Annotated in this window: 22 protein-coding genes; all 22 read left to right on the forward strand. The window is 53.2% G+C overall.

Annotation, left to right across the window (positions count from 1 at the left end; translation table 11 throughout):
- Positions 1-255: 255 nt before the first annotated feature.
- The 22 genes from topA (at position 256) to U6B65_02025 (ending at position 22,800) form a co-directional block, all read left to right on the forward strand.
- Positions 256-2,343, forward strand: coding sequence for a type I DNA topoisomerase (topA, locus tag U6B65_01920; protein ID WRS27908.1), 2,088 nt, complete (start codon positions 256-258; stop codon positions 2,341-2,343).
- Positions 2,340-3,671, forward strand: coding sequence for a methylenetetrahydrofolate--tRNA-(uracil(54)-C(5))-methyltransferase (FADH(2)-oxidizing) TrmFO (gene trmFO, locus U6B65_01925; protein WRS27909.1), 1,332 nt, complete (start codon positions 2,340-2,342; stop codon positions 3,669-3,671). The genes topA and trmFO overlap by 4 nt, the downstream gene beginning before the upstream one ends.
- On the forward strand, positions 3,655-4,674 hold the full coding sequence (plsX, locus tag U6B65_01930) for a phosphate acyltransferase PlsX (GenBank protein ID WRS27910.1): 1,020 nt from the start codon (positions 3,655-3,657) through the stop codon (positions 4,672-4,674). The genes trmFO and plsX overlap by 17 nt, the downstream gene beginning before the upstream one ends.
- The gene (gene rnc, locus U6B65_01935; protein WRS27911.1) at positions 4,667-5,353 is read left to right on the forward strand and encodes a ribonuclease III; all 687 of its coding nucleotides are present in this window, start codon (positions 4,667-4,669) and stop codon (positions 5,351-5,353) included. The genes plsX and rnc overlap by 8 nt, the downstream gene beginning before the upstream one ends.
- Complete coding sequence (locus U6B65_01940; GenBank protein WRS27912.1) at positions 5,350-6,357, forward strand: radical SAM protein; 1,008 nt, start codon at positions 5,350-5,352, stop codon at positions 6,355-6,357. Before rnc ends, U6B65_01940 begins: the two co-directional genes overlap by 4 nt.
- Before the next feature lie 4 nt (positions 6,358-6,361).
- Positions 6,362-9,934, forward strand: a complete 3,573-nt coding sequence (gene smc, locus U6B65_01945; GenBank protein ID WRS27913.1) for a chromosome segregation protein SMC — start codon at positions 6,362-6,364, stop codon at positions 9,932-9,934.
- Positions 9,935-9,953: 19 nt separating this feature from the next.
- Positions 9,954-10,871 carry a signal recognition particle-docking protein FtsY gene (gene ftsY, locus U6B65_01950; GenBank protein WRS27914.1) on the forward strand — a complete coding sequence of 306 codons (918 nt, stop codon included), beginning with the start codon at positions 9,954-9,956 and terminating at the stop codon, positions 10,869-10,871.
- A gap of 3 nt (positions 10,872-10,874) precedes the next feature.
- The gene (rdgB, locus tag U6B65_01955) at positions 10,875-11,480 is read left to right on the forward strand and encodes an RdgB/HAM1 family non-canonical purine NTP pyrophosphatase (GenBank protein WRS27915.1); all 606 of its coding nucleotides are present in this window, start codon (positions 10,875-10,877) and stop codon (positions 11,478-11,480) included.
- Entirely contained in the window at positions 11,477-12,091 is a 615-nt protein-coding gene (locus U6B65_01960; GenBank protein ID WRS27916.1) for a YhbY family RNA-binding protein, read from the forward strand. The genes rdgB and U6B65_01960 overlap by 4 nt, the downstream gene beginning before the upstream one ends.
- 82 nt (positions 12,092-12,173) lie before the next feature.
- The gene (gene nadD / locus U6B65_01965) at positions 12,174-12,788 is read left to right on the forward strand and encodes a nicotinate-nucleotide adenylyltransferase (GenBank protein WRS27917.1); all 615 of its coding nucleotides are present in this window, start codon (positions 12,174-12,176) and stop codon (positions 12,786-12,788) included.
- Between the two features lie 112 nt (positions 12,789-12,900).
- Entirely contained in the window at positions 12,901-13,497 is a 597-nt protein-coding gene (yqeK, locus tag U6B65_01970; GenBank protein ID WRS27918.1) for a bis(5'-nucleosyl)-tetraphosphatase (symmetrical) YqeK, read from the forward strand.
- A 69-nt stretch (positions 13,498-13,566) separates the two neighbouring features.
- Positions 13,567-13,926 (forward strand): ribosome silencing factor, encoded by a 360-nt coding sequence (gene rsfS / locus U6B65_01975; GenBank protein WRS27919.1) that lies wholly within the window; start codon positions 13,567-13,569, stop codon positions 13,924-13,926.
- A 75-nt stretch (positions 13,927-14,001) separates the two neighbouring features.
- Positions 14,002-16,407 (forward strand): leucine--tRNA ligase, encoded by a 2,406-nt coding sequence (gene leuS / locus U6B65_01980; protein ID WRS27920.1) that lies wholly within the window; start codon positions 14,002-14,004, stop codon positions 16,405-16,407.
- A gap of 195 nt (positions 16,408-16,602) precedes the next feature.
- Positions 16,603-16,779, forward strand: coding sequence for a 30S ribosomal protein S21 (rpsU, locus tag U6B65_01985; GenBank protein WRS27921.1), 177 nt, complete (start codon positions 16,603-16,605; stop codon positions 16,777-16,779).
- A 137-nt stretch (positions 16,780-16,916) separates the two neighbouring features.
- Positions 16,917-17,423 carry a YqeG family HAD IIIA-type phosphatase gene (locus U6B65_01990; GenBank protein WRS27922.1) on the forward strand — a complete coding sequence of 169 codons (507 nt, stop codon included), beginning with the start codon at positions 16,917-16,919 and terminating at the stop codon, positions 17,421-17,423.
- Positions 17,416-18,294: a TIM barrel protein gene (locus U6B65_01995; protein ID WRS27923.1), complete on the forward strand. Its 879-nt coding sequence runs from the start codon at positions 17,416-17,418 to the stop codon at positions 18,292-18,294. Before U6B65_01990 ends, U6B65_01995 begins: the two co-directional genes overlap by 8 nt.
- Positions 18,295-18,337: 43 nt before the next feature.
- On the forward strand, positions 18,338-18,778 hold the full coding sequence (aroQ, locus tag U6B65_02000) for a type II 3-dehydroquinate dehydratase (protein WRS27924.1): 441 nt from the start codon (positions 18,338-18,340) through the stop codon (positions 18,776-18,778).
- A gap of 1 nt (position 18,779) precedes the next feature.
- Positions 18,780-19,850, forward strand: a complete 1,071-nt coding sequence (locus U6B65_02005; protein WRS27925.1) for a Xaa-Pro peptidase family protein — start codon at positions 18,780-18,782, stop codon at positions 19,848-19,850.
- Between the two features lie 181 nt (positions 19,851-20,031).
- Entirely contained in the window at positions 20,032-20,589 is a 558-nt protein-coding gene (gene efp, locus U6B65_02010) for an elongation factor P (GenBank protein WRS27926.1), read from the forward strand.
- A gap of 100 nt (positions 20,590-20,689) precedes the next feature.
- On the forward strand, positions 20,690-21,130 hold the full coding sequence (locus U6B65_02015; GenBank protein WRS27927.1) for a hypothetical protein: 441 nt from the start codon (positions 20,690-20,692) through the stop codon (positions 21,128-21,130).
- A 72-nt stretch (positions 21,131-21,202) separates the two neighbouring features.
- Complete coding sequence (locus tag U6B65_02020) at positions 21,203-22,276, forward strand: FAD:protein FMN transferase (GenBank protein WRS27928.1); 1,074 nt, start codon at positions 21,203-21,205, stop codon at positions 22,274-22,276.
- Entirely contained in the window at positions 22,273-22,800 is a 528-nt protein-coding gene (locus U6B65_02025; protein WRS27929.1) for a Gx transporter family protein, read from the forward strand. Before U6B65_02020 ends, U6B65_02025 begins: the two co-directional genes overlap by 4 nt.
- Positions 22,801-22,805: the final 5 nt, after the last annotated feature.

Here is a 22,805-nt window from a genome sequence, read left to right on the forward strand (position 1 = left end):
CCTTTGGGGATACACGCTGGTTGCCTGTTGGAATGCTCTGAAAATTCACATTGCCCGGTTGTTGAAAAATGCTGATATAAGCTTTTAATCAACATTTTTCAATGGCTGGGAAACAAGCGGCCTGTTTTGCGGAGATTTCCGCGGGTATTATTGGCTATTTACAATTCATCGGCCAGCGCCGGTGAAAATTTGGCGTTTTATTCCGGTCTGGCCCTCGGCCGGTTTGACCATAGCGCACGGGAGGCTTATCATACTATGTCAAAGCTGGTTATTGTGGAGTCGCCTGCCAAGGCGAAAACCATCCAGAAGTATTTGGGCAAGGATTTTGAGGTTTTGGCTTCAAACGGCCATATCCGGGATTTGCCCAAGAGCAAGCTGGGTGTGGATGTGGAGAATAACTTCACGCCTCAATATGAAGAAATAAAAGGCAAGGAAACACTGGTCAAGACCCTGAAAAAAGAAGCGAGGAAAAGCGATCAGGTTTATCTGGCAACTGACCCGGATCGCGAGGGAGAAGCCATTTCGTGGCATCTTGCCCATTTGCTGAATTTGGATTTGGAATCGGATAACCGGGTTACCTTTAACGAAATTACCAAAAGCGGTATCAAGGAGGGCATGGCTGCTCCCCGCAAAATTGATCAGGATTTGGTGAATGCCCAGCAGACCCGCCGCATTCTGGATCGTATCGTCGGCTATAAGCTGAGCCCTTTTCTCTGGCGCAAGGTTCGCAAGGGCCTTTCGGCGGGCCGGGTACAGTCGGTGGCGGTACGCCTGATTGTAGATCGGGAAAAGGAAATTCGAGCCTTTAAATCGGAGGAATACTGGACTGTCGATGCCCAGATGCTGGCCAAATCCTCCAAAAAGCCTTTTGCTGCCAAGCTTCATTCCCATAAGGGGAAAAAACTGACCATTAAAAATGAGGAAGCCGCCCAGACCATTGTAAAGGGTTTGGAGGGGGCTGACTTTGTCATTTCCGAGCTAAAAAAATCAGTTCGTCGCAAATCCCCGCCGCCGCCGTTTACCACCTCCACCTTACAGCAGGAGGCTTCCAAGAAGCTGGGATATCAATCCCGGCGCACCATGAAGGCGGCTCAGGAGCTGTATGAAGGCGTGGAGATCGAGGGCCTGGGTGCCATCGGTTTGATTACCTATATGAGAACCGACAGCCTGCGCATTTCCGCCGAGGCCATCACCGAAGTGACCAGCTTTATTGAAAGCGCCTACGGCAAGGAGTATCTGCCCCCCAGTGTGCGGGTTTATAAATCCAAGAAAAATTCACAGGATGCTCATGAGGCTGTTCGCCCCACTTCTCCCGAGTTGACCCCGGAAAAGGTGAAATCCAGCCTGACCTCCGAGCAGTATAAGCTCTATAAGCTGATTTGGGAGCGCTTTGTGGCTTGCCAGATGAGCAACGCTTTGCTGGACACCATTTCTGTCAAAATCACAGGTGGGGATGATTATCTCTTTACCGCCTCCGGCTTTACCGTTAAGTTTGACGGCTTCACCCGCCTGTATGATACTGTAAAGGATGAAGAAGGGGAGGAATCCTCCGGTGCGCTGCCTCCCATGGAGGAGGGCCAGCCTGTAACAGCCAAGGAAATCCTGCCTAATCAGCACTTTACCCAGCCACCGCCGCGGTATACAGAGGCCTCTCTCATCAAAACCATGGAGGAAAACGGCATTGGCCGCCCCAGCACCTATGCACCCACCATCAGCACAGTTCTTAACCGTGGCTATGTGGAGCGGGAAGCCAAGGCTCTCAAACCGACAATTTTGGGCGAAGTAACCACCCAGCTCATGGAAGAACAGTTTGCCAAAATCGTAGATGCGGATTTCACTGCCCAGATGGAACAACAGCTGGATGACGTGGAGGAAGGCAAAACCGACTGGGTTGGGATGCTGGGTACCTTTTATGGCGATTTCGCAGGCAATTTGGAGCAGGCGGAAAAGAATATGGAAGGCACCCGGGTTAAAATTCCGGTGGAAGAAACCGATGTGGTCTGCGAGCTGTGCGGCCGCAATATGGTGATCAAGATGGGTCGGTTTGGCAAGTTTTTGGCTTGCCCGGGCTATCCTGAATGCAAGAATACAAAGAAAATTGTGCAGGAGACCGGCGGCCTTTGCCCGGTCTGCGGCAAAAAGGTTTTGGCTAAAAAGAGCAAGGCGGGCAAGGGGTATTTCGGTTGTGAGGATAACCCCACCTGCGGCTTTATGACCTGGGATAAGCCCCTTTCCGATCCCTGCCCCAAATGTGGCAGCACCCTCTTCCGCAAAATGGGCCGTGGCGGCAAAATTTACTGCCTCAAGGAAGGCTGCGGCTATGAGAAGGACCCTAAGGAATGAGCGGTGTAGAGATCATTGGAGCGGGCCTTGCAGGCTGTGAGGCCGCTTGGGCCTTAGCTCAGGCCGGCATTGCGGTTACCCTTTGGGAGATGAAGCCCCAAAAGTATTCCCCGGCTCATACCCACAGCGGGTTTGCGGAGCTGGTTTGCTCCAATTCCCTCAAGGCCTCCCGCCTTGGTTCGGCGGCTGGTTTGCTCAAAGAAGAAATGCGCCGCTTAGGCTCGCTGACTGTGGAGTGTGCCTATAAAACCGCAGTGGGAGCCGGCGGAGCGCTGGCAGTGGATCGCACCGCCTTCTCTGATCTGGTTACCTCCCATATACGCAGTCACCCCCTCATTCAGGTGCGGGAGGGCGAGGTGGAAAAGCTTCCCCGCTCGGGAAATGTCATTGTCGCAACCGGCCCCCTCACCTCAGATGCATTGGCGGCGGATATTGCCGACTACTGCGGCGGGGATACTTTAAGCTTTTTTGATGCGGCTGCTCCTATTGTCACGGCCCAGTCGCTGGATACCGACCGGGTCTTTTTTGCCGCCCGGTATGGCCGGGGAGAAGCGGATTACATCAACTGTCCCTTTAACCGGGAGGAATACGAAGCTTTTTATGAGGCTCTTGTTTCCGCTCAGGGTGTGGAGCTGCGGGATTTTGAGCAGCGCCCCTTAACGGTTTACGAGGGCTGTATGCCGGTGGAGATCATGGCCAAACGAGGCCCCGATACCCTGCGTTTTGGCCCCATGAAGCCGGTGGGCCTTACCAACCCCGAAACCGGCCACAGACCGTGGGCGGTTGTTCAGCTTCGGCAGGAAAATACAGGGGGAACCCTTTACAATCTGGTGGGCTTTCAGACCAACCTGAAGTTCCCCGAGCAGAAGCGGGTGTTTTCCATGATACCCGGCCTTGAAAACGCCGAGTTTGTCCGATATGGTGTCATGCACCGCAACACCTTTTTGGATTCGCCACGCCTCCTTAGCAGCGATTTCAGCCTGCAAAAAAGGCCGGAGCTTTATTTTGCCGGTCAGATCACCGGCGTGGAGGGTTATATGGAATCGGCCGCTTCGGGAATTTTAGCTGGCCAAAATTTAGCTCGCAAGCTGGGCGGCAAGCATGCTCTTATTCTGCCGGAGGATACCATGCTGGGGGCGTTAACTGCCTATATCAGCGATCCCGGTGTGGAAAAATTCCAGCCCATGGGAGCCAATATGGGGCTGCTGCCTCCTTTGCCGGAGCGGGTGAAGGAAAAGGCTCTGCGCTATGAACAGATTGCCCAGAGGGCAATTGCCTCTCTGGAAAAAACCTTGAAGGATGGTGACAGCGATGAAAGTAATCCTTGATGCCTATGGCGGCGACAATGCCCCGCTGGAGATTCTTAAAGGAGCGGCCATGGCCGTTTCCGAGCTGGGCGTTTCGGTGATGCTCACCGGCGATGAACAGGATATTCGCCGGGTGGCAGAGGAAAACAGCGTTGACCTGACCGGTATGGAAATTGTGGATTGCCAGAATGTGATCCCGGTGGAGGCCGATCCTTCCGAGATTCTTAAATCTTATGCCGACTGCTCCATGGCTGTGGGCCTCCAGCGCTTGGCAGAAGGCGAAGGGGATGCCTTTATCACAGCGGGCAGCACCGGTGCCGCCGTTGTGGGAGCCACCTTTATTGTTAAGCGTATCAAAGGGGTTAAGCGTGCGGCCTTGGGAACGGTGATCCCCTGTGCAGAAGGCTGCTATATGCTGCTGGATATTGGTGCCAACGCCGAGTGCCGGCCGGAAATGCTGGTGCAGTTCGGCCTGATGGGCTCCGCCTATATGGAGGGCATTCAGGGTGTCAAGAACCCCCGGGTGGGCCTTGTCAACATCGGAGCCGAAAGAACCAAGGGCCTTGATTTACAGCTGGATGCCTACGGCCTCATGGAAAAGGCACCCTTCCACTTTACCGGCAATGTGGAGGCGAGAGACTTGCCTCTTGGCGGGTGTGATGTGGCGGTGGCAGATGGCTTTGTGGGCAACATTGTCCTCAAGCTCACCGAGGGCATGGCTTCCTTCTTCTCCCGTTCCCTCAAGGGAATTTTGCTGAAAAACCTCACCACCAAAATCGGCGCTCTGCTGATTCAGGGTGGTGTAAAGGATTTTAAAGCCCAGATGGATTACACCGAATACGGCGGCGCACCCCTCATGGGTATTGCCAAGCCGGTTATCAAAGCCCATGGCAGCTCCAATGCCAAGGCAATCAAGAATGCCATTCGGCAGGCCAAGCTGTATCATGAAAACAATGTGGTGGATGTGATCAGCCGGGGTATTACCGCTCTGGCCGCAGAAAAAAAGGAGGAGCAAGGTGTCTGACAAACACGGGGAACTCCAAAGCAGAATTGGTTATACCTTCAAAAACATCGATTACCTGAACATCGCTCTTACCCATTCTTCTTATGCCAACGAAACCAAGCGGGGGCAACAGAACAATGAGCGGCAGGAGTTTCTGGGGGATGCGGTGCTTTCCATTGTGGTGTCCGATTACTTGTTTAAGCGGTTTCATCTGGCCGAGGGCGACTTGACCAAGCTGCGGGCCTCCATGGTTTGCGAAAAGGCCCTGTGTGAGTTTGCTCAGAAGATTTCACTGGGGCAGGAGCTGATGCTGGGCAAGGGCGAGGAAATGATGGGAGGGCGCAGCCGCCCTTCTATACTGGCCGATGCCTTTGAAGCCCTGATCGCCGCCATTTATCTGGACGGCGGCACCGAGCAGGCGGCCAAGTTTATCCTTCCTTTTGTGGAGGACTTTTTGGCGGAAGAAAAGGATGCAGCGGCGCAGGATTATAAGACTCTGCTTCAAGAAATTGTGCAGCAAAACCCGCAGGAAACCCTTTCGTATGTCACAGTGCATGAAAGCGGTCCCGATCACGACAAGCGCTTTGAGGTGGAGGTTCGCCTCAATTCCAATGTGATTGGCAAAGGTGCCGGGCGCAGCAAAAAAAGCGCCGAGCAGGAGGCTGCCCGGGAAGCACTGAGCCTTATGGGGCAAGGATGAAGCATCGGAATATCCCTGTTTTTGTACCCCATCTGGGCTGCCCGCATCAGTGCAGCTTCTGCGATCAAAGGCGCATTTCGGGCACAGCCGAACCGCCCTCTCCCCAAAAGGTAACAGCACTGCTGGAACAGTCTTGCCGCCAATTGGGCAGTGAAGCGCAAAATGCCCAGATTGCCTTTTTCGGCGGCAGTTTTACCGCCATTGACCGGCAGTATATGATCTCTCTTTTAGAAGCCGCCGCCCCTTTTCTGGGGGAAGGGGGCTTTTCGGGGATTCGGGTTTCCACCCGTCCGGATGCTATTTGCCGGGATATGGTTGCCCTCCTTGGCAGTTATGGGGTGACCACTGTGGAGCTGGGTGCTCAGTCTATGAACGACCGGGTGCTGGCTGAAAGCGGCAGGGGTCACACCGCAGAGCAAACCCGAAAGGCCGCTGCCCTGATTCGGGAGCAGGGGATTTCGCTGGGACTGCAAATGATGACTGGGTTACCGGGGGATACTGATGATACGGCTATGGAAACAGCCCGGGAGCTGGCGGCTCTCGAACCTTCCCAGCTGCGGATATACCCGGCACTGGTGCTGGAAGGCACTCATCTTGCCGATTTATACCGGCAGGGCCGCTATCAGCCTCAAACCTTGGAACAGGCTGTTTCGCTGGGCGCAAAGCTGCTGTGTTTTTTTACAGAGCGGGATATTACGGTCATCCGTATGGGTTTGCAGGCAGCGGAGCTATTGGAAAGCAGTCTGGTGGCGGGGCCTTATCATCCCGCATTTCGGGAGCTGTGCGAGGGGGAAATTTTCCTGAACAGGGCACTGGAAGCGGCTGATATACAGGGCCTTAGTGGTCGAATTTTATTGACTGTGGAGCCGGGCTCGCCCTCCAAAATGGCGGGGCAGCACCGCAAAAATACAAAGGAGCTTGAAAAGCGGGGGCTGTTCCCCCGGATTGATACCGACCCTGCACTGGGCTATTTGCAGGTCAGGGTTATGGCAAGGGAGGTGTGAAACCATGCGTCTGCGCTCACTGGAGGTTCAGGGCTTCAAATCCTTTTCGGATAAAACCGTTTTCCGGTTCGGCGATGGCATTACCGCCATTGTGGGGCCAAATGGCAGCGGAAAAAGCAACATTTCGGATGCCGTGCGCTGGGTGCTGGGGGAGCAATCCACCAAGACCCTCCGGGGCAGCAAAATGGAGGATGTCATATTTGGCGGCACCCAAACCCGCAAGGCCACCGGCTTTGCCTCGGTTGTGCTCACCATTGATAACGCCGACCGTACTCTTCCCGTGGAAGAAGATGTCATTTCCATATCCCGGCGGCTTTACCGCTCCGGGGAAAGTGAATACCGCCTGTGCGGTGCAGCGGTGCGCCTCAAGGATATCCACGAGCTGCTGATGGATACCGGCCTTGGCCGGGATGGCTACTCCATCATCGGGCAAGGCCGCATTGCCGAAATCGTTTCCGCCAAAAGCCAGCAGCGCCGGGAAATTTTTGAAGAGGCAGCCGGAATCTCCCGCTTCCGCTACCGCAAGATCGAAGCGGAGCGCAAGCTTGAGCAGGCGGAAGAAAACCTGCTGCGCCTGCGGGATATTCTGGTGGAGCTGGAAGACCGCATCGGCCCTCTGCGGGAACAGGCGGAAAAGGCCAAGAAGTATCTTTCTTATGCACAGGAAAAACAGCAGCTTGAAATTTCCATCTGGATGGTGGCGCTCTCGGATATGAAGGAGCAGCTTCGGGTGCAGTCCGACCGGCTATACCTCTGCAAAAACCAGTATGAGGGTGTAGAAGGCAAAATACGGGATATCGAAGAAGCGGTTTCTGACCTTTACAGCCGTATGCAGGGGCTTTCGGCGGAAACAGACCGCCTGCGGGGAGAAATCCGCACCGCTGAAGAGGCCGTTTCTAAAAATGAGGCGGATATCGCCGTTCGCCGAAACGATATATTCCACAACCGCCAGTCCATCGAGCGGATACAGGGGGAGCTGGAAACAGCTGGTCTGAGCCTTTCCCAATCTGGTGAGCAAATTGCCGCCCGCAAGCAGGAAGCCAAGGAGCAGAGTGAAGCCCTGCGGCTGCTGGATGAAAAGCTTGCTGTCGGGGAGGGGGCCATGGCAGAGCTGCGGAAAAAGCTGGCGGGAGAGGAGCAAACCGCCGGGCAGCTGGAAGCGCAGATTACCTCGGTGGAGCAGGCGGCAGCACAGGCACGCCTTTCGGATGCGACCAGTGCGTCTCTTATGGGAGAAGCTCAGGAGCGTTTGGTGCAGCTTCAGGGCAGCGACCAAAGCAAGGATACCATCTTGGGAGAGCTTGCGGCCATTCTGGAGGAATGCAAAACCCAGATTCGTGAAAAGGAAGAGGAGGCTGCTTCTCTTCTCAATACGCAAAAAGGCTACCGCCTCAAGCTGGAAGCCAGAAAATCCCGGTTGGGTGAGGCTCGCCAGTCACTGGAACAGCTGGAAAGCCAAAAAAGCCAGACCCTCCAGCAGGTTCGCTTGCTGGAAGAGCTGGAAAGCAGTATGGAGGGCTTTGCAGGCAGTGTCAAGTACATTCTGGGGCAATCCAAAAAGGGTGCGCTTCGGGGAATCTACGGCCCGGTTTCCTCCCTTGTAACGGCGGATTCACGGTATGCCGTGGCTATTGAGACCGCCTTAGGCGGGGCTCTGCAAAACCTTGTGGTCAGCGATGAGGCCGCGGCCAAAGCCGCTATCCGGGCACTGCAATCGGCCAAAATGGGCAGGGCCACCTTTTTGCCGGTTACTTCGGTTAAGGGCCGGCCCATGGATGGCGCAGATGTAGCCAAATACGAGGGCTTTGTGGGTATCGCCTCCAGCCTTGTGGAATATGAAGAACGCTTTTCCGGCGTAGTGGGCCAGCTATTGGGCCGGGTGGTGATTACAGAGGATTTGGACTGTGGCACCCAGATTGCCAAGGCATTTGGTTATCGCTTTCGTATCGTAACGCTGGATGGTCAAGTCATCAATGCGGGCGGCTCCTTTACAGGCGGTTCCAGCGCCCGGAGTGCCGGAGCCCTCAGCCGCCGCCACGAAATCAGCCGTCTGCGGGAACAAGCTGAGACCTTGGAGCAAAGGCTTGTCAAACAGCGGGATAGCCTGCGGGAATTCCAGCAGGAGATTGATGGCTTAGAAGCCTCCTTTACGGGGGTGTCTGCTGAAATCCGCACCAATGAGGAAGAAAAAATCCGCCTTGCTTATGAGCTGCGTCAATTGGAAAGCAACCATAAGCAGGCTTTGGATAACCAAAAAATGGCCCAGCAGGAGCTGGAACGTCTGCTCCGGCGGGTCAGTGAGCTAAAGGATACCAGCCAAAGCTCCCGACAGCTTGTGAGCGAGCTGGAAGAACGGTTGGCCGATCTGCGGGAGCAGGCGGCACAGGCCAAGGAGCAGCGCAGCTTGAGCAGCGGTTTGGCTGTGCAGCTGCAATCGGAGCTGGAAGCTTTGCGGATGTCCCGTCTGGGAGCCGCCAAGGATTTGGAGCAGCTTCTCCAGACTGTGGCACAGCTTGTTTCGGCTCGGGATAGTGCCGGTGAGCAATCCCAGCGCCTAAAGAGCGAGGTGGAGGCCCTTGAGGCACAAAACCTTGCGACAGAGGAGCAGATCGGTGAGCTGACCCGGCAATGCGGGGCGCTTCGTGAAAAGACAGCCACCATGTTGCAGGCTACCGAGAACATGGCGGCTGACCGGCTTAAGCTGGAAGCGGAGATCACCGCAAAGCGGGCAGCCGAGCGGGAGATTTCCGGCGAAAAGGAACAGATTTCTCGGGAGCTTGCCCGCTTGGAAGAACGAAAGCTGACCCTGCAAGGGGAATACGACGGCATCATCAGCCGCTTGTGGGATGAATACGAACTGACCCGCTCCCAGGCTAAGGAGCTTGCTGTCGAGCTGGAGGATAAGCAGAAGGCTCAGCACCGCCTTTCTCAGCTCAAGAGCTTGATCAAGGGGCTTGGCAGTGTCAATGTGGCGGCTGTGGAGGAATATGAACAGGTCAGCGAGCGGTATGAGTTTATGTCCGCTCAGGTGCGGGATGTGGAGAATTCTAAGGAGCAGCTTGGCAAGCTGATCGCCCAGCTTACACAGGAAATGCGGGCCATCTTCACCGAAAACTTTGCCCGCATCGCCGAGCACTTTTCCCGGATTTTCGTGGAGCTTTTCGGCGGCGGCAAGGGCCAGCTCACCCTGACCCAAGAGGAAGATGTGCTGGAAAGCGGCGTGGAGATTTATGTCCAGCCTCCGGGCAAGCTGATCAAGAATCTCAGCCTTCTTTCGGGCGGCGAGCAGGCCTTTATCGCCATTGCCATCTATTTTGCCATTCTCAAGGTACGCCCGGCCCCTTTCTGTTTGCTGGATGAAATTGAGGCGGCGCTGGATGATGTCAATGTAGTTAAGTTTGCAAGCTATCTGCGCCAAATGTGCCGCAAAACCCAGTTTATTGCCATTACCCACCGCCGGGGTACCATGGAGGAGGCGGATATGCTTTATGGTGTTACCATGGAGGATGAGGGAGTTTCTAAGATTTTGGAGCTGAATGTCTCCGAGGTGGAGGATAAGCTTTCCCTTTCCATTTAAACTATTTAGGAGGATTCCAATGGGCTTTTTTTCTAAAATCAGCGAGGGCCTAAAAAAAACCCGTGATAGCTTTGCCAGACAGGTGGATAATCTGGTCAATTCCTTTACCACCATTGATGAGGAGCTTTTGGAGGAGCTGGAGGAGAGCCTGATTCTCTCCGATGTGGGCTCGGTTACAGCGGCCCGGATTTGCGAGGAGCTGCGGGTGCGCATCAAGAAAAATGGCGAGACCAATCCCAGCAAGCTTCGGGGCATGATCAAGGAGGTAGCCAGCGACATGCTGGCGGGAGATGCTTCTCTGCACCTTTCCACCAAGCCTTCGGTGATTTTAGTGATAGGCGTTAACGGGGTGGGCAAAACCACCACCATCGGAAAATTGGCCTCCAATTTGAAGGCACAGGGCAAGGATGTGCTGCTCTGTGCGGCCGATACCTTTCGGGCGGCGGCCATTGATCAGCTTCAGATATGGGCCGACCGGGCGGGTGCCGATTTGGTTCGTCACGCCGAAGGCTCCGACCCTGCCGCTGTGGTGTTCGATGCCCTTGTGGCCGGCAAGGCCAGAGGTAAGGATGTAATCATTTGCGATACAGCCGGGCGGCTGCACAATAAGAAAAACCTGATGGATGAGCTTTCCAAGATCAGCCGTATCATTGCCCGGGAAACCCCCGGCTGTGATTTGGAGGTTCTGCTGGTGCTGGATGCCACCACAGGCCAGAACGCTCTTAATCAGGCACGGGAATTCAAGCAGGCCGCCGGGCTGACCGGCATTGTGCTCACCAAGCTGGATGGAACCGCAAAAGGCGGCGTGATTATCGGCATCAAGGCGGAGCTGGGCATTCCGGTCAAGTTTATCGGTATCGGTGAGCAGGTGGACGATCTGCGTCCCTTTGATCCGGTTGAATTTGCCGACGCTCTTTTTGACAATCAGGAGGAATAAACCTTGGAAATCGTAGCAGCAACCGGAAACGCTCATAAGCTGGAGGAATTCCAGCGCATATTGGCACCATTGGGAATTACCGTTGTTTCACTGGCGCAGGCCGGAACCAACGACGATGGCATTGTGGAGGATGGAGAAACCTTCGCCGCCAATGCCCGTATCAAGGCACAAACTATTTTTCAGCGCACCGGCCGAGCGGTGATGGCCGATGATTCCGGCCTTTGCATCAATGCACTGGAAGGCCGCCCCGGTGTCCTTTCTGCCCGGTATATGGGGGAGGAAACCTCCTATCCCCAGAAAATGGCGGGAATCCTCCGGGAGCTTGAGGGTGTGCCTACAGAAAAGCGCACAGCCTCCTTTGTGGCGGCTATCTGCTGTATTTTACCGGATGGAACGGTGTTGGAAACCGAAGGCAGATGCGGCGGCATCATTGGATACGAACCGGCAGGGAGCGGCGGCTTTGGCTATGATCCCTTGTTTATGGTGGGGGAGCGGAGCTTTGCAGAGCTTTCCCCAGCGGAAAAGGATGCTCGCAGCCACCGGGGCAAAGCGTTGGAAGAACTCTATAAGAAATTGGAGCAAAAGCTCCGGGCAGGAGAAAATGTATGATAACCAGTAAACAGCGGGCGGCTCTTCGGGGTCTTGCCAATTCGATGGATACCATCTTTCAGGTAGGCAAGGGGGGCATTACCCCTGCTACCGTGGAGCAGGTGGATCAGGCTCTGACAGCCCGGGAGCTGATTAAGCTTCGCACCCTAGAGAACAGCCCCATCACCCCTCGTGAAGCCGCTGTGGAGCTGGCTGAAAAAACCGGCTCTGAAGTGATTCAGGTAGTGGGTTCCCGGTTTGTGCTTTACCGCAAGAATCCCAATGAGCCTAAGATTGGGGCAGAGGCTAAAAAGGCACCGGCACCTAGGCCGAAAAAAGAATTTCCCACAGGCAGAGCAGCTGGTAAACCGGCTGCAAAGCGTCCTGCACATTCCGGTTTTGGCCGCCCAGATGGGGAGCGCTCTGAAAGTTTTGGAAAGCCTCGTACAGGCAGACCTGGTGGAGCGGGCAGACCCAGCGGAACCGGCAGACCCAGTGCGGCAGGCAGACCCAGTGCGGCAGGCAGACCCGGTGGAGCGGGGAGACCCAGTGCAGCAGGCCGACCCAGCGGAGCCGGCAGATCCAGTGGAACAGGCCGACCCGGCGGGGCAGGCCGACCGAAAGCTCGCTGATTGAAAAGCATTTAACCACAGGCCAAAGGTATGAAGCCTGCCATTGCCTGTGCCGACAGCATCTGGGAAGGGGAGACAGGTCTTGAAAATCGGCGTGTTTGGTGGCACCTTTAACCCCATTCATTGTGCGCATCTTCGTCTTGCCTGCAAGTGTCGGGAGCAGCTGGGGCTGGATACTGTCCTGATTATTCCCACAGCTGTTCCTCCCCACAAGAATGCGCCCCAGCTGGCCTCGGGGGAAGATCGGCTTGCCATGTGCCGTCTGGCTGTGACAGGCGAAAGTGCTTTTGTGGTATCCGATCTGGAAATACGCCGCACAGGCAAAAGCTACACGGCGGAAACACTTCGGGAGCTGGAAGCCCTTTATCCCGGGGCGGAGCTTTATCTGCTTATGGGCGGGGATATGTTTCTGACCGTGCAAAGCTGGAAAAGCCCCGAGGAAATTTATGCCCGGGCGGTGCTTTGTGCTCTTGCCCGCCACCGGGATGAATACCCAAGGCTTGAGCGGCACAAACTCTTTCTAACCGCAAGAGGCGCCCACTGCCGGGTGCTGGCACTTCCGCCCGAGCCCATGTCTTCCACCGAGGTGCGCTGCCGCATCAGCCGGGGAGAAGATATCAGGGGCTTAGTTCCGGCAGCGGTGGAAGACTATATCATAGCCCATGGGCTTTATGCGCCCAATGGGCATAACTGTTGAAGATGTTGGGATGTGGGCGTAAAACGCCTTGCCGATAATCGATGAAAGAGGCAAAGTTTCATGAATGATGCTATGATATCTTCGTGTGCCAAGGTGGCAGATATGTTCGCCTATGCCCGAGGAAAGGGGCGAAGCTCCGGTGTATGATTTGGAATTCCTGCGGGATTTTTGCAGGCGCAATTTAAGCCCCTCCCGCTATATCCACTCTATGGCGGTGCAGCGGCAGGCGGCTGTTTTGGCACCTCTTTATGGGGCAGACCCCTACAAAGCCGCCGTTGCCGGGCTTCTGCATGACATAACCCATTGCTGGGAGCCTTGGGAGCAGTTGAAATATATGGGAGCTTCTGGTATAATGCTTACCAAAGCGGAAAAAGAGCATCCGCCCATTTGGCATGCCAAAACCGGCAGCCATCTGGTGTGGCATGAGCTGGGCATCCGTGACCCGGAAATAGGCCGGGCTATCCGCTATCATACCACCGGCCGGGCCGATATGACCCCGCTGGAGCTGGCGGTTTGTCTGGGGGATAAAACCAGTGCCGACCGCATTTTTCCCGATATTGAGGTGATTCGGGAGCTGGCGCTGCGCTCCTCCCATAAGGCCATGGCCTATTATCTCCAGCATACAATGGACAAGCTCATTGCCCAAGGCGGGCCTTTTGCAGAGGATTTTCTGGAGGCGTATGATTATTATGCCCTTCATGCAGAATAAACGGGAACAAGAGCTGATTTTAGAGAGTTATTCCACCCTGTGACCAGGGATTTTGGAAGGAGCATAACTGTGACAACAAAAGAAATAATGGAGCAGTCTGTCCGCTTTTTGGACAGCAAAAAGGCAGAGGATATCTGCGCACTGGATATTCACAAGGTAACCTCTCTGGGGGATTATTTTGTGATTGCCTCCGGTACCAGCACAACACAGGTCAGAACCTTGGCCGATGGCCTTGAGGAGCATTTTTCCAAGCAGGGGCTTGAGCCTCTTCGGGTTGAGGGCGGCAGCTCCGCCATGTGGGTGCTCATTGATTACGGCGATGTGATTGTTCATGTGTTTTACAGCGAACAGCGTGATTTTTATTGTCTGGAAAGGCTGTGGGCCGATGCACCCAAGGTGGATATCAGCGGCCTGCTTCAGCAGTCCTGAGCCAGATAGCCCGACCGATGGAAGGCTTATCCCGCAGGGAAGGCATCCAAACCATTTTTGAGGGGATATGGGAAAATGAAGTACGATTTTAGTGCCATTGAAAAAAAGTGGCAGGGTATCTGGGATGAAAAGCAGTGCTTTGCGGCCTCCAATGACTATAGCAAGCCCAAGTTCTACCCGTTGGTGGAGTTTCCGTATCCATCCGCACAAGGGCTTCATGTAGGTCACCCCAGAAGCTACACCGCTTTGGATATTGTTGCCCGCAAGCGGCGTATGGAGGGCTACAATGTTCTGTATCCCATGGGATGGGATGCCTTTGGCCTGCCCACCGAGAACTTTGCCATTAAAATGAACATCCACCCGGCCATTGTCACCAAGGATAATGTGGCCCGCTTTAAGCGCCAGCTTAAATCTCTTGGCCTTTCCTTTGACTGGAGCCGGGAAATCAATACAACCGACCCCGATTACTACAAGTGGACCCAATGGATTTTCCTCCAGCTCTTCAAAAAGGGTCTGGCCTATAAGAAAAAAGCCTCGGTCAACTGGTGCACCTCCTGCCGGGTGGTGCTGGCCAACGAGGAGGTTGTGGGCGGTGTTTGCGAGCGGTGCCACGGTGAGGTTATCCACGCTGTTCGTGAGCAGTGGATGCTGGGTATCACAAAATATGCCCAGCGCCTGATTGACGATCTGGACGGTATGGATTATATCGACCGGGTCAAGGCACAGCAAATTCACTGGATTGGCCGTTCCGAGGGAGCGGAGGTGGATTTTTCAACCACAGCGGGGGATACTTTAACTGTGTTCACCACTCGCCCTGATACTCTTTTCGGCGCTACCTATATGGTTATCTCCCCAGAGCATGCCTATCTTGAAAAATGGGCGGACAGCATCACCAATCTGGATGAGGTGAAGGCCTACCAGCAGGAGGCCGCCCGGAAATCCGATTTTGAGCGCACCGAGCTGCAAAAAGAGAAAACCGGTGTATGCCTGCAAGGCGTTCGGGGTATTAACCCGGTTAACGGCAAAGAAATCCCCATCTTTATTTCCGATTACGTTTTGGTTTCTTACGGTACTGGTGCCATTATGGCGGTTCCCGGCCACGATACCCGTGACTGGGAGTTTGCCAAAAAGTTCGGCCTTCCTATCATAGAGGTTGTGGCTGGCGGCAACGTTGAGGAAGAAGCCTATACCGATTGTTCCTCCGGTGTTTTGGTCAATTCCGGTATGCTGGATGGCCTTACCGTGGAGCAGGCTATTCCTGCTATCACCAAATGGCTTGAGGAACAGAAAAAAGGCGTAACCAAGATCAATTACAAGCTGCGTGACTGGGTGTTTTCCCGTCAGCGTTATTGGGGCGAACCCATTCCGATCATTCACTGCCCGCATTGTGGCGCTGTTCCGCTGGACGAAAGCGAACTGCCTTTGGTTCTGCCTGAGGTGCCCTCCTATCTGCCCACCAAGGAAGGAAATTCTCCTCTGGCGGCGTTGGATAGCTGGGTTAACACCACCTGCCCAAAATGCGGAGCTCACGCCAAGCGGGAAACCGATACCATGCCCCAGTGGGCTGGTTCCTCTTGGTATTACCTGCGCTACTGCGATCCCCACAATCCAAACGAGATTGCCTCTAAGGAAGCACTGGATTATTGGATGCCGGTGGATTGGTACAACGGCGGTATGGAGCACACCACTCTGCATCTGCTTTATTCCCGCTTCTGGCACAAGTTCCTTTATGATATCGGTCAGGTGAACTTGAAGGAGCCCTATGCCAAGCGCACCAGCCATGGTATGATTCTGGGTGAAAACGGCGAGAAAATGAGCAAATCCCGCGGCAATGTTGTCAACCCCGATGAGATTGTTTCCACCTATGGTGCCGATACCATGCGCCTGTATGAAATGTTCATTGGCGACTTTGAAAAGAGTGCCCCTTGGAATGCTGCCTCGATCCGTGGCTGTGAGCGCTTCTTGGATCGTGTTTATGGTCTGCCTAAGCTGATGGTTGCTTCTGAGGATTACTCCAAGGCGCTTGAAAGCAGCTTCCATAAGACCATCGCTAAGGTTACCGAGGATATCGAGGGCCTGAAATTCAATACAGCCATTGCCGCACTGATGGCGCTTCTCAACGAAATCACTGAGCAGAAGAGCATCACCCGTGGTGAGCTGCGCACCTTCCTGCTGCTGCTCAATCCCTTCGCTCCTCATCTGACCGAGGAAATGTGGGAGGTGCAGGGCTTTGGCGGTATGCTGCATGAGCAGAAATGGCCTGTCTTTGATCCGGCTAAAACCAAGGATGAGACTGTGGAAATTGCCGTGCAGATTTCCGGAAAGATCAAGGGTCGCTACGAAATCCCTGTGGATATGGATAAGGAAAGCCAGCTTTCTTTTGTAAAGTCTCAGCCGGAGATAGCGCCTCTTCTGGAGGGCAAAACCCTTATAAAGGAAATTGTTGTGCCGGGAAAATTGATTAATTTGGTTGTGAAATAGGGTTAAAATGGCATAAAAATCCCCTTCTACAGCATTTTTATACTGTGACTGTGGCTGGGAATTCTGCTGATACAGCCAAAGAATATCACCTTTGGTCTTGACAGAAACACCATAAGGATGTATAATTACCTCATGGTTTTTGAGATGTTTTTTCAAAAAACTCCTGCTGCTAAGCGTAGGGAGGGAAATTGGTAAATGGCAGAAATTCGCATTAAAGATAATGAGACTTTGGATAGTGCTCTTCGCAGATTTAAAAGACAATGCGCCAAATCCGGCGTGCTGCAAGAGGTGCGGAAGAGGGAACACTATGAGAAGCCTTCTGTAAAGCGGAAAAAGAAGTCCGAAGCGGCGCGTAAGCGTAAGTTTAAATAGTTTTTTTCTTAAAGGCGGGCTTGTTGAGCTCGCCTTTTTTATCTTATCATTATTTTTAGAACCCCTGCAGATGGTTCCGTTTGTATATTGAGCTTATTTTAAATTCGCACGAGTGCAAGGATGAAAGGAGGAACGCCATGTCTGTTTTTTACCCCACTGTTCTGCAAAAAAGAGTCTACTGCATCGATAAGCCCCTGCTGGAACGCCTTGGCGTTACCGCCCTGATTCTGGATGTGGATAACACCCTGACCACCCACGATAATCCTGTTCCTCATGAGCGGGTGCTGGATTGGCTCCGGGAAATGAAGGAGCAGGGAATCGGTCTGATTATTCTTTCCAACAACAACCCCGAGCGGGTGAGGCCCTTTGCCGATATGCTGGGGCTTCCTTTTGCCGCCAATGCGGCCAAGCCTCTGCCCGGCGGCTATCGAAAGGCGATTCAGAGGCTGGGGGTCCCCTCCCACCAAACAGCGGTGGTGGGTGATCAGATTTTCACCGATGTTTTGGGCGGGAATCTGGCGGGTATCAAGACCATTCTGGTGGAGCCTATGGAATTTGAGGATAAGGGGTTTTTCAGGCTTAAGCGCCGTGTGGAAAAAGGAATTCTGCGGCGTTACCGCAAAGGGAGGAAACAGCGTGGTTAAATTCGGGCCTGCGGGCAATTCGGATAGTTTTGAGGCACAGGGCTATAAAAGCTCACTGGATGCGCCAAAATATTTACACGATATGGGGCTGGATGCCTTTGAATACCAATGTGGCCGGGGTGTGCGCATCTCGCAGGCTTCGGCGGCCAAGCTGGGGGAAAAGGCCCGGGAGTATGGTATCACACTTTCCATCCACGCACCCTATTTTATTTCCATGTCCAGCGTTGAGGAAGAAAAGCGGCTGGGGAGCCTGCGCTATATACTGGATTCCGCCGCTGCTGCCAAGGCCATGGGGGCAAAGCGGGTAATCCTGCATACCGGCTCCTGCGGCAAGATCAGCCGGGAAGAGGCGCTGGTGCTGGCCAAGGATACTATGAAGCTGGCCCTCAATGCCATGGATGAAGGCGGCTACAGCGACATTCACCTTTGCCCGGAGGTTATGGGCAAAATCAACCAGCTTGGAACCCTCGAAGAGGTTCTGGAGCTGTGTACGCTGGATGAACGGCTGATTCCCTGTGTGGATTTTGGGCATCTTAATGCCCGCACCTTTGGTGGCTTAGGCGGTTATGAGGATTTCAAGGCTGTTTTTGACGCCATGGAAAACCGTTTGGGCACCGAGCGGATGCGCAATTTCCACTCCCATTTTTCCAAAATTGAGTATACCCCCAAGGGCGGGGAAAAGAAGCACCTGACCTTTGAGGATACCGTATTCGGGCCGGATTTCAGGCCGGTTGCCCAGCTTCTGGCGGAGCGTAAATGCACAGCAACCATTATCTGCGAATCCGCCGGAACACAGGCAGAGGATGCCGTTATTATGCAGCAGGATTACCGCAGGGCAAAAGAAGCGCTTGAACAGGGCCAGCCGGGATGACTCCCCTGAAGCCATACTATCATCACAGAAAAGAGTGAATACCATGAAAAAAATCCTTGTTATTCATGGACCCAACATCAACTTGACCGGTCTTCGGGAGCGGGGGGTTTACGGCTCTGAAACGCTGGAGAGCATTGACAAAGAGATTGTCGGTTGGGCAAACGAGCTGGGCCTTGCCTGTGTAACGGCCCAAAGCAATCACGAGGGCGAAATCATTGACTGGCTCCATGACGCTATGGAAGAAAACGACGGTGTTGTCATCAATGCAGGCGCTTATACCCACTATAGCTACGCCATCCGGGATGCCATTGCCGCTATCACCATTCCCTGTGTGGAGGTGCATTTTTCCAACATTCAGGCCCGTGAGGAGTTCCGCCATCACTCTGTTATTGCCCCGGTTTGTGCAGGCAGCATTGCAGGCTTTGGGAAAAACAGCTACTATTTGGCTCTTGCAGCATTGAGCCGTATGTTGGAGGGAAAATAACATGGAAAACAAGTTGGAAGTTCTGATTGAAAAGCTGGAAGGCGATATGGACGCCGCCTTGATTACCTCTCCCATCAACCGCCGCTATTATACCGGCTTCAATTCCAGTGCCGGTGTTGTGGTCGCTACGCGCAAATCCCGCACTTTTATCATTGATTCCCGCTATTTTGAGGCGGCTCAGCGCAAGGTTAAGGGTATGGAGGTGGTGCTGGAAAATAACCGCCATCAGCAGATTCGGGCGATTTTGGAGGCCGAGGGTATTAAACGCTTGGCTGTGGAAAGCGACCGGGTGAGCATGAGCGGCTATCTGGATTATAAAAAGGCTTTTCCTGAGATGGAAATCCTCTTTGATAACCGCCTGAGCGATTTAATCACTGCCCAGCGCCAGATCAAAACCAGCGAGGAAATCAGCCTGACCGATCAGGCCCAGCAAATCACCGATCGGGCCTTTAACCATATACTCACTTATATTCGCCCCGGCCTCACTGAGCTGGAGGTGACCTTGGAGCTGGAAACTGCCTGCCGCCGTTTTGGTTCCTCCGAGCCTGCCTTTACTTCCATTGTGGTATCCGGCCAAAACAGCTCCATGCCTCACGGTGTTCCCACTGAAAAACCTCTGGAAAAGGGGGATTTTCTCACCATGGATTTTGGCTGTACCGTTGGGGATTACCATTCGGATATGACCCGGACTGTGGCTGTCGGCCACGCCACTGAAAAAATGCAGGAGGTCTACCAAACGGTTCTTTCCGCTCAGTTGGCTGCCATTGCTGTGATCAAAGAGGGCATTCCCTGCAAAGAAGTGGATAAAACAGCCCGGGATTTGATTTCTAAGGCTGGTTATGGGGAATATTTCGGCCACGGTCTCGGCCATGCCATTGGCCTGGAGGTGCACGAAAACCCTCGCTTTAACACCGTTTCAGAAGTCATAGCCAAGGCAGGGCTGATTATGTCGGTGGAGCCGGGAATTTATCTGCCCGGCCAATTCGGTGTTCGCATTGAGGATATGGTGCTGGTTACCCAAGAGGGCTGCCGCAACTTTACCCAAAGCCCCAAGGAGCTTATTGTTGTTTAGAAATATTGTTAAAGGCCAAAAGGGTTTTTGCCCTGCATTTTACAGATGATTTTGCTTTATTGAGGCAAAAAAGCTTGCATTCTACTGCGTTTTAGGATAATATTATATAGATTCAAGTAAGCGGGGTAATGGTATTTGACCGATCCGCTGATCGAGACAAACCGTTTGGAGGAAAAAACACATGATATCTGCCGGAGATTTTCGTAACGGCGCAACTTTTGAGATGGATGGCAACGTTTTCCAGATTGTTGAATTTCAGCATGTAAAGCCCGGTAAAGGTGCGGCCTTTGTCCGTACTAAAATTCGCAATGTCATTTCTGGGTCTGTGGTTGAAAGAACCTTTAACCCTTCTGACAAATATCCCACTGCTTTTATTGAGCGCAAGGAAATGCAGTATCTTTACGCCGATGGCAGTCTCCACTATTTTATGGATAACGAAACCTATGAGAATATCCCCATTAATGAAGATGTTATGGGTGATAATTTTAAATTTGTTAAAGAAAATACCGATGTAAAGGTGCTTAGCTATAAAGGCAATGTTTTTGGTGTGGAGCCTCCTTTCTTTGTGGAGCTGCAAGTCACAGAGACTGACCCCGGCTTTAAGGGCGATACTGCTACCAATGCCACCAAGCCTGCCAAGCTGGAAACCGGTGCCGAAATCCGTGTGCCCCTGTTTATTGACGAAGGGGATATGATTCGCATCGATACCCGTACCGGCGATTATATGGAGCGGGCATAGTCTATTATTTTCTCTCACAGGCCGTTGTATTTTTCTGGGGAAACCCGGCAAAATATTTACAGCAAAACACCGATGATTTACAACAAAGGGGGATTAAAGAATGGAAATTACAGAAAAAGTTGCCTATTTAAAGGGTCTTATAGAAGGCCTTGGTGTCAATGACAGCACCAAGGAGGGCAAAGTTCTGCTGGCGATGGTTGATGTTCTGGATGACATTGCATTGACTGTTACCGATGTGGAAGAGGGTCTGGATGAGCTTTATGAGCAAGTCGACGCTCTGGATGAAGATTTGGGCGAGCTGGAAGAATACATCTTTGATGAAGATGACGATGAATGCGGATGCGGCCATCACCACCATCATGATGAAGACTTCGACGATGAAGAGCTCTATGAGGTAGTTTGCCCCAGCTGTCAGGATAGCGTCTATTTGGATGAAGAAATGCTGGATCAGGGCGAAATTAATTGCCCCAACTGCGGCCAGCTTTTGGAATTTGATCTGGATATGGATGAAAACGAAACAGACGCGGCCGATAATGAGTAGCCGTTGGACAACAATAAACAGCAGTGGTTACTCTGTAGCCACTGCTGTTTTTGTTTGAGGGTTTTTTAACAAATGGATGAAAAAAAGAAAATTAAGCCCATGCCGCTGCTGCTTAAGCTCCTGTTGATTGCATTGGCGGTGTTGGTTGTGGCAGAAATATTTTTTACCGGCCAAAGCAAGCCCTATTCTTCTGTTGGCTTCGCTATGGATACCGTGGTGGAACAGCAATGGTATGGGCCGAAAGCTGAAAAATTTGGGCAGGCAAGCCTTTCTGCTATGGAAAAACTGGAGGCGGAGTATTCCCTCTATGTGGAAGATTCCGTTGTCTGGCGGCTGAATGAACAGGCGGGCAAGGACCCAACTGCTGTGAGCGATGAAGCCTTTTCATTTTTACAGCGCTCGGCTGCCTTGTGCGGCCAGTCTCAAGGCCGTTTTGATATTACCATTGCCCCTTTGGTGCTGGCTTGGGGCATTACCACTGAGGCACCTCGTGTGCCGCCTCAGAAGGAATTGGATATTTTGGTGGGATTAGTGGATTGGAGAGATATTCTTTTTTATCCTGAAACCGCAGAAGTTCAGCTTGCTCGGAAAGGGCAAAAAATTGATCTGGGAGGCTTAGCTAAAGGTTATGCTTGTGATCTGCTGCGGGATATGGCCGAAGAGTATAAGGTGACCGGTGGCTACGTCATGGTTGGCAGCAGTGTGCTGGTGATTGGGGAGAAGCCCCAAGGAGAGCCCTTTCGATTTGGCATTCAGGACCCGCGCGGAGCAAGAGGGCAAAGCATCGGAACGCTGACTATGGGGAAGGCCGGTAATGCGGCAGGTGCCTTTGATGTGTTTTCTACCTCTGGAGACTATGAACGCTTTTTTACCGATGAGAATGGAACCTATCACCACATTTTTGATCCTGCTACCGGCAGACCCGCACAGACAGATATAGCCTCGGTGGTTATTGTGGGCCGTGATGGTCTGATGACCGAGTTTTACTCCACCTACCTTTTTATGGGCGGTTCAGCGGATTTGCCTGATCCGGCTGTTGAAGAATACGGCTACATAGCAATTACAGCGGATAAGGTGGTTTACTGCTCGGATAATTTGCGGGAAAGCTTTGAGCTTAAAAGCGATTTCTATAGGATGGCTTCATGAATAGCCGGAGCAATGCCCGCGCAGTGGCGCTTTGCGGGCTTTTGTTTGCGCTGGCAGTGGCTCTTTCCGTCTTGGAAGGAACCATTCCTTTTCCGGTTCCGGGGGTGCGTCCGGGGCTTTCCAATGTGGTGGTGATGTTTTGTGTTTTTGTGCTGGGGGCTGGCTACGCTGTGCTTCTGGCCTTGCTCAAGGCCGGTTTTGTTTTGCTTACCCGAGGCATAACCGGGGCTTTGCTGAGCTTGATGGGGGGGCTTTTATCGGTTGGCCTCATGTGCCTTCTGGCCCGTATGCGCCGTCATGTGCCCAGCCTGAGCGCTGTGAGCATGATTGGGGCTGTGGCGCATAATATAGGGCAGCTTATGGGGGCATCTTTTCTGCTGCACAGCACCTACGTTTGGGCATATCTGCCGGTTCTATTAGTATCCGGCGTGGCAATGGGGATGATAACGGCGCTGCTTTATAAAGCGGCGTCTCCCGCTTTAAAAAAGATAGATGGGGTTTATAAGTTGAGGAAAAAAGACTGAAGGAG

Source organism: Oscillospiraceae bacterium MB08-C2-2 (assembly GCA_035621215.1).
Lineage (GTDB): Bacteria > Bacillota > Clostridia > Oscillospirales > Ruminococcaceae > WRAV01.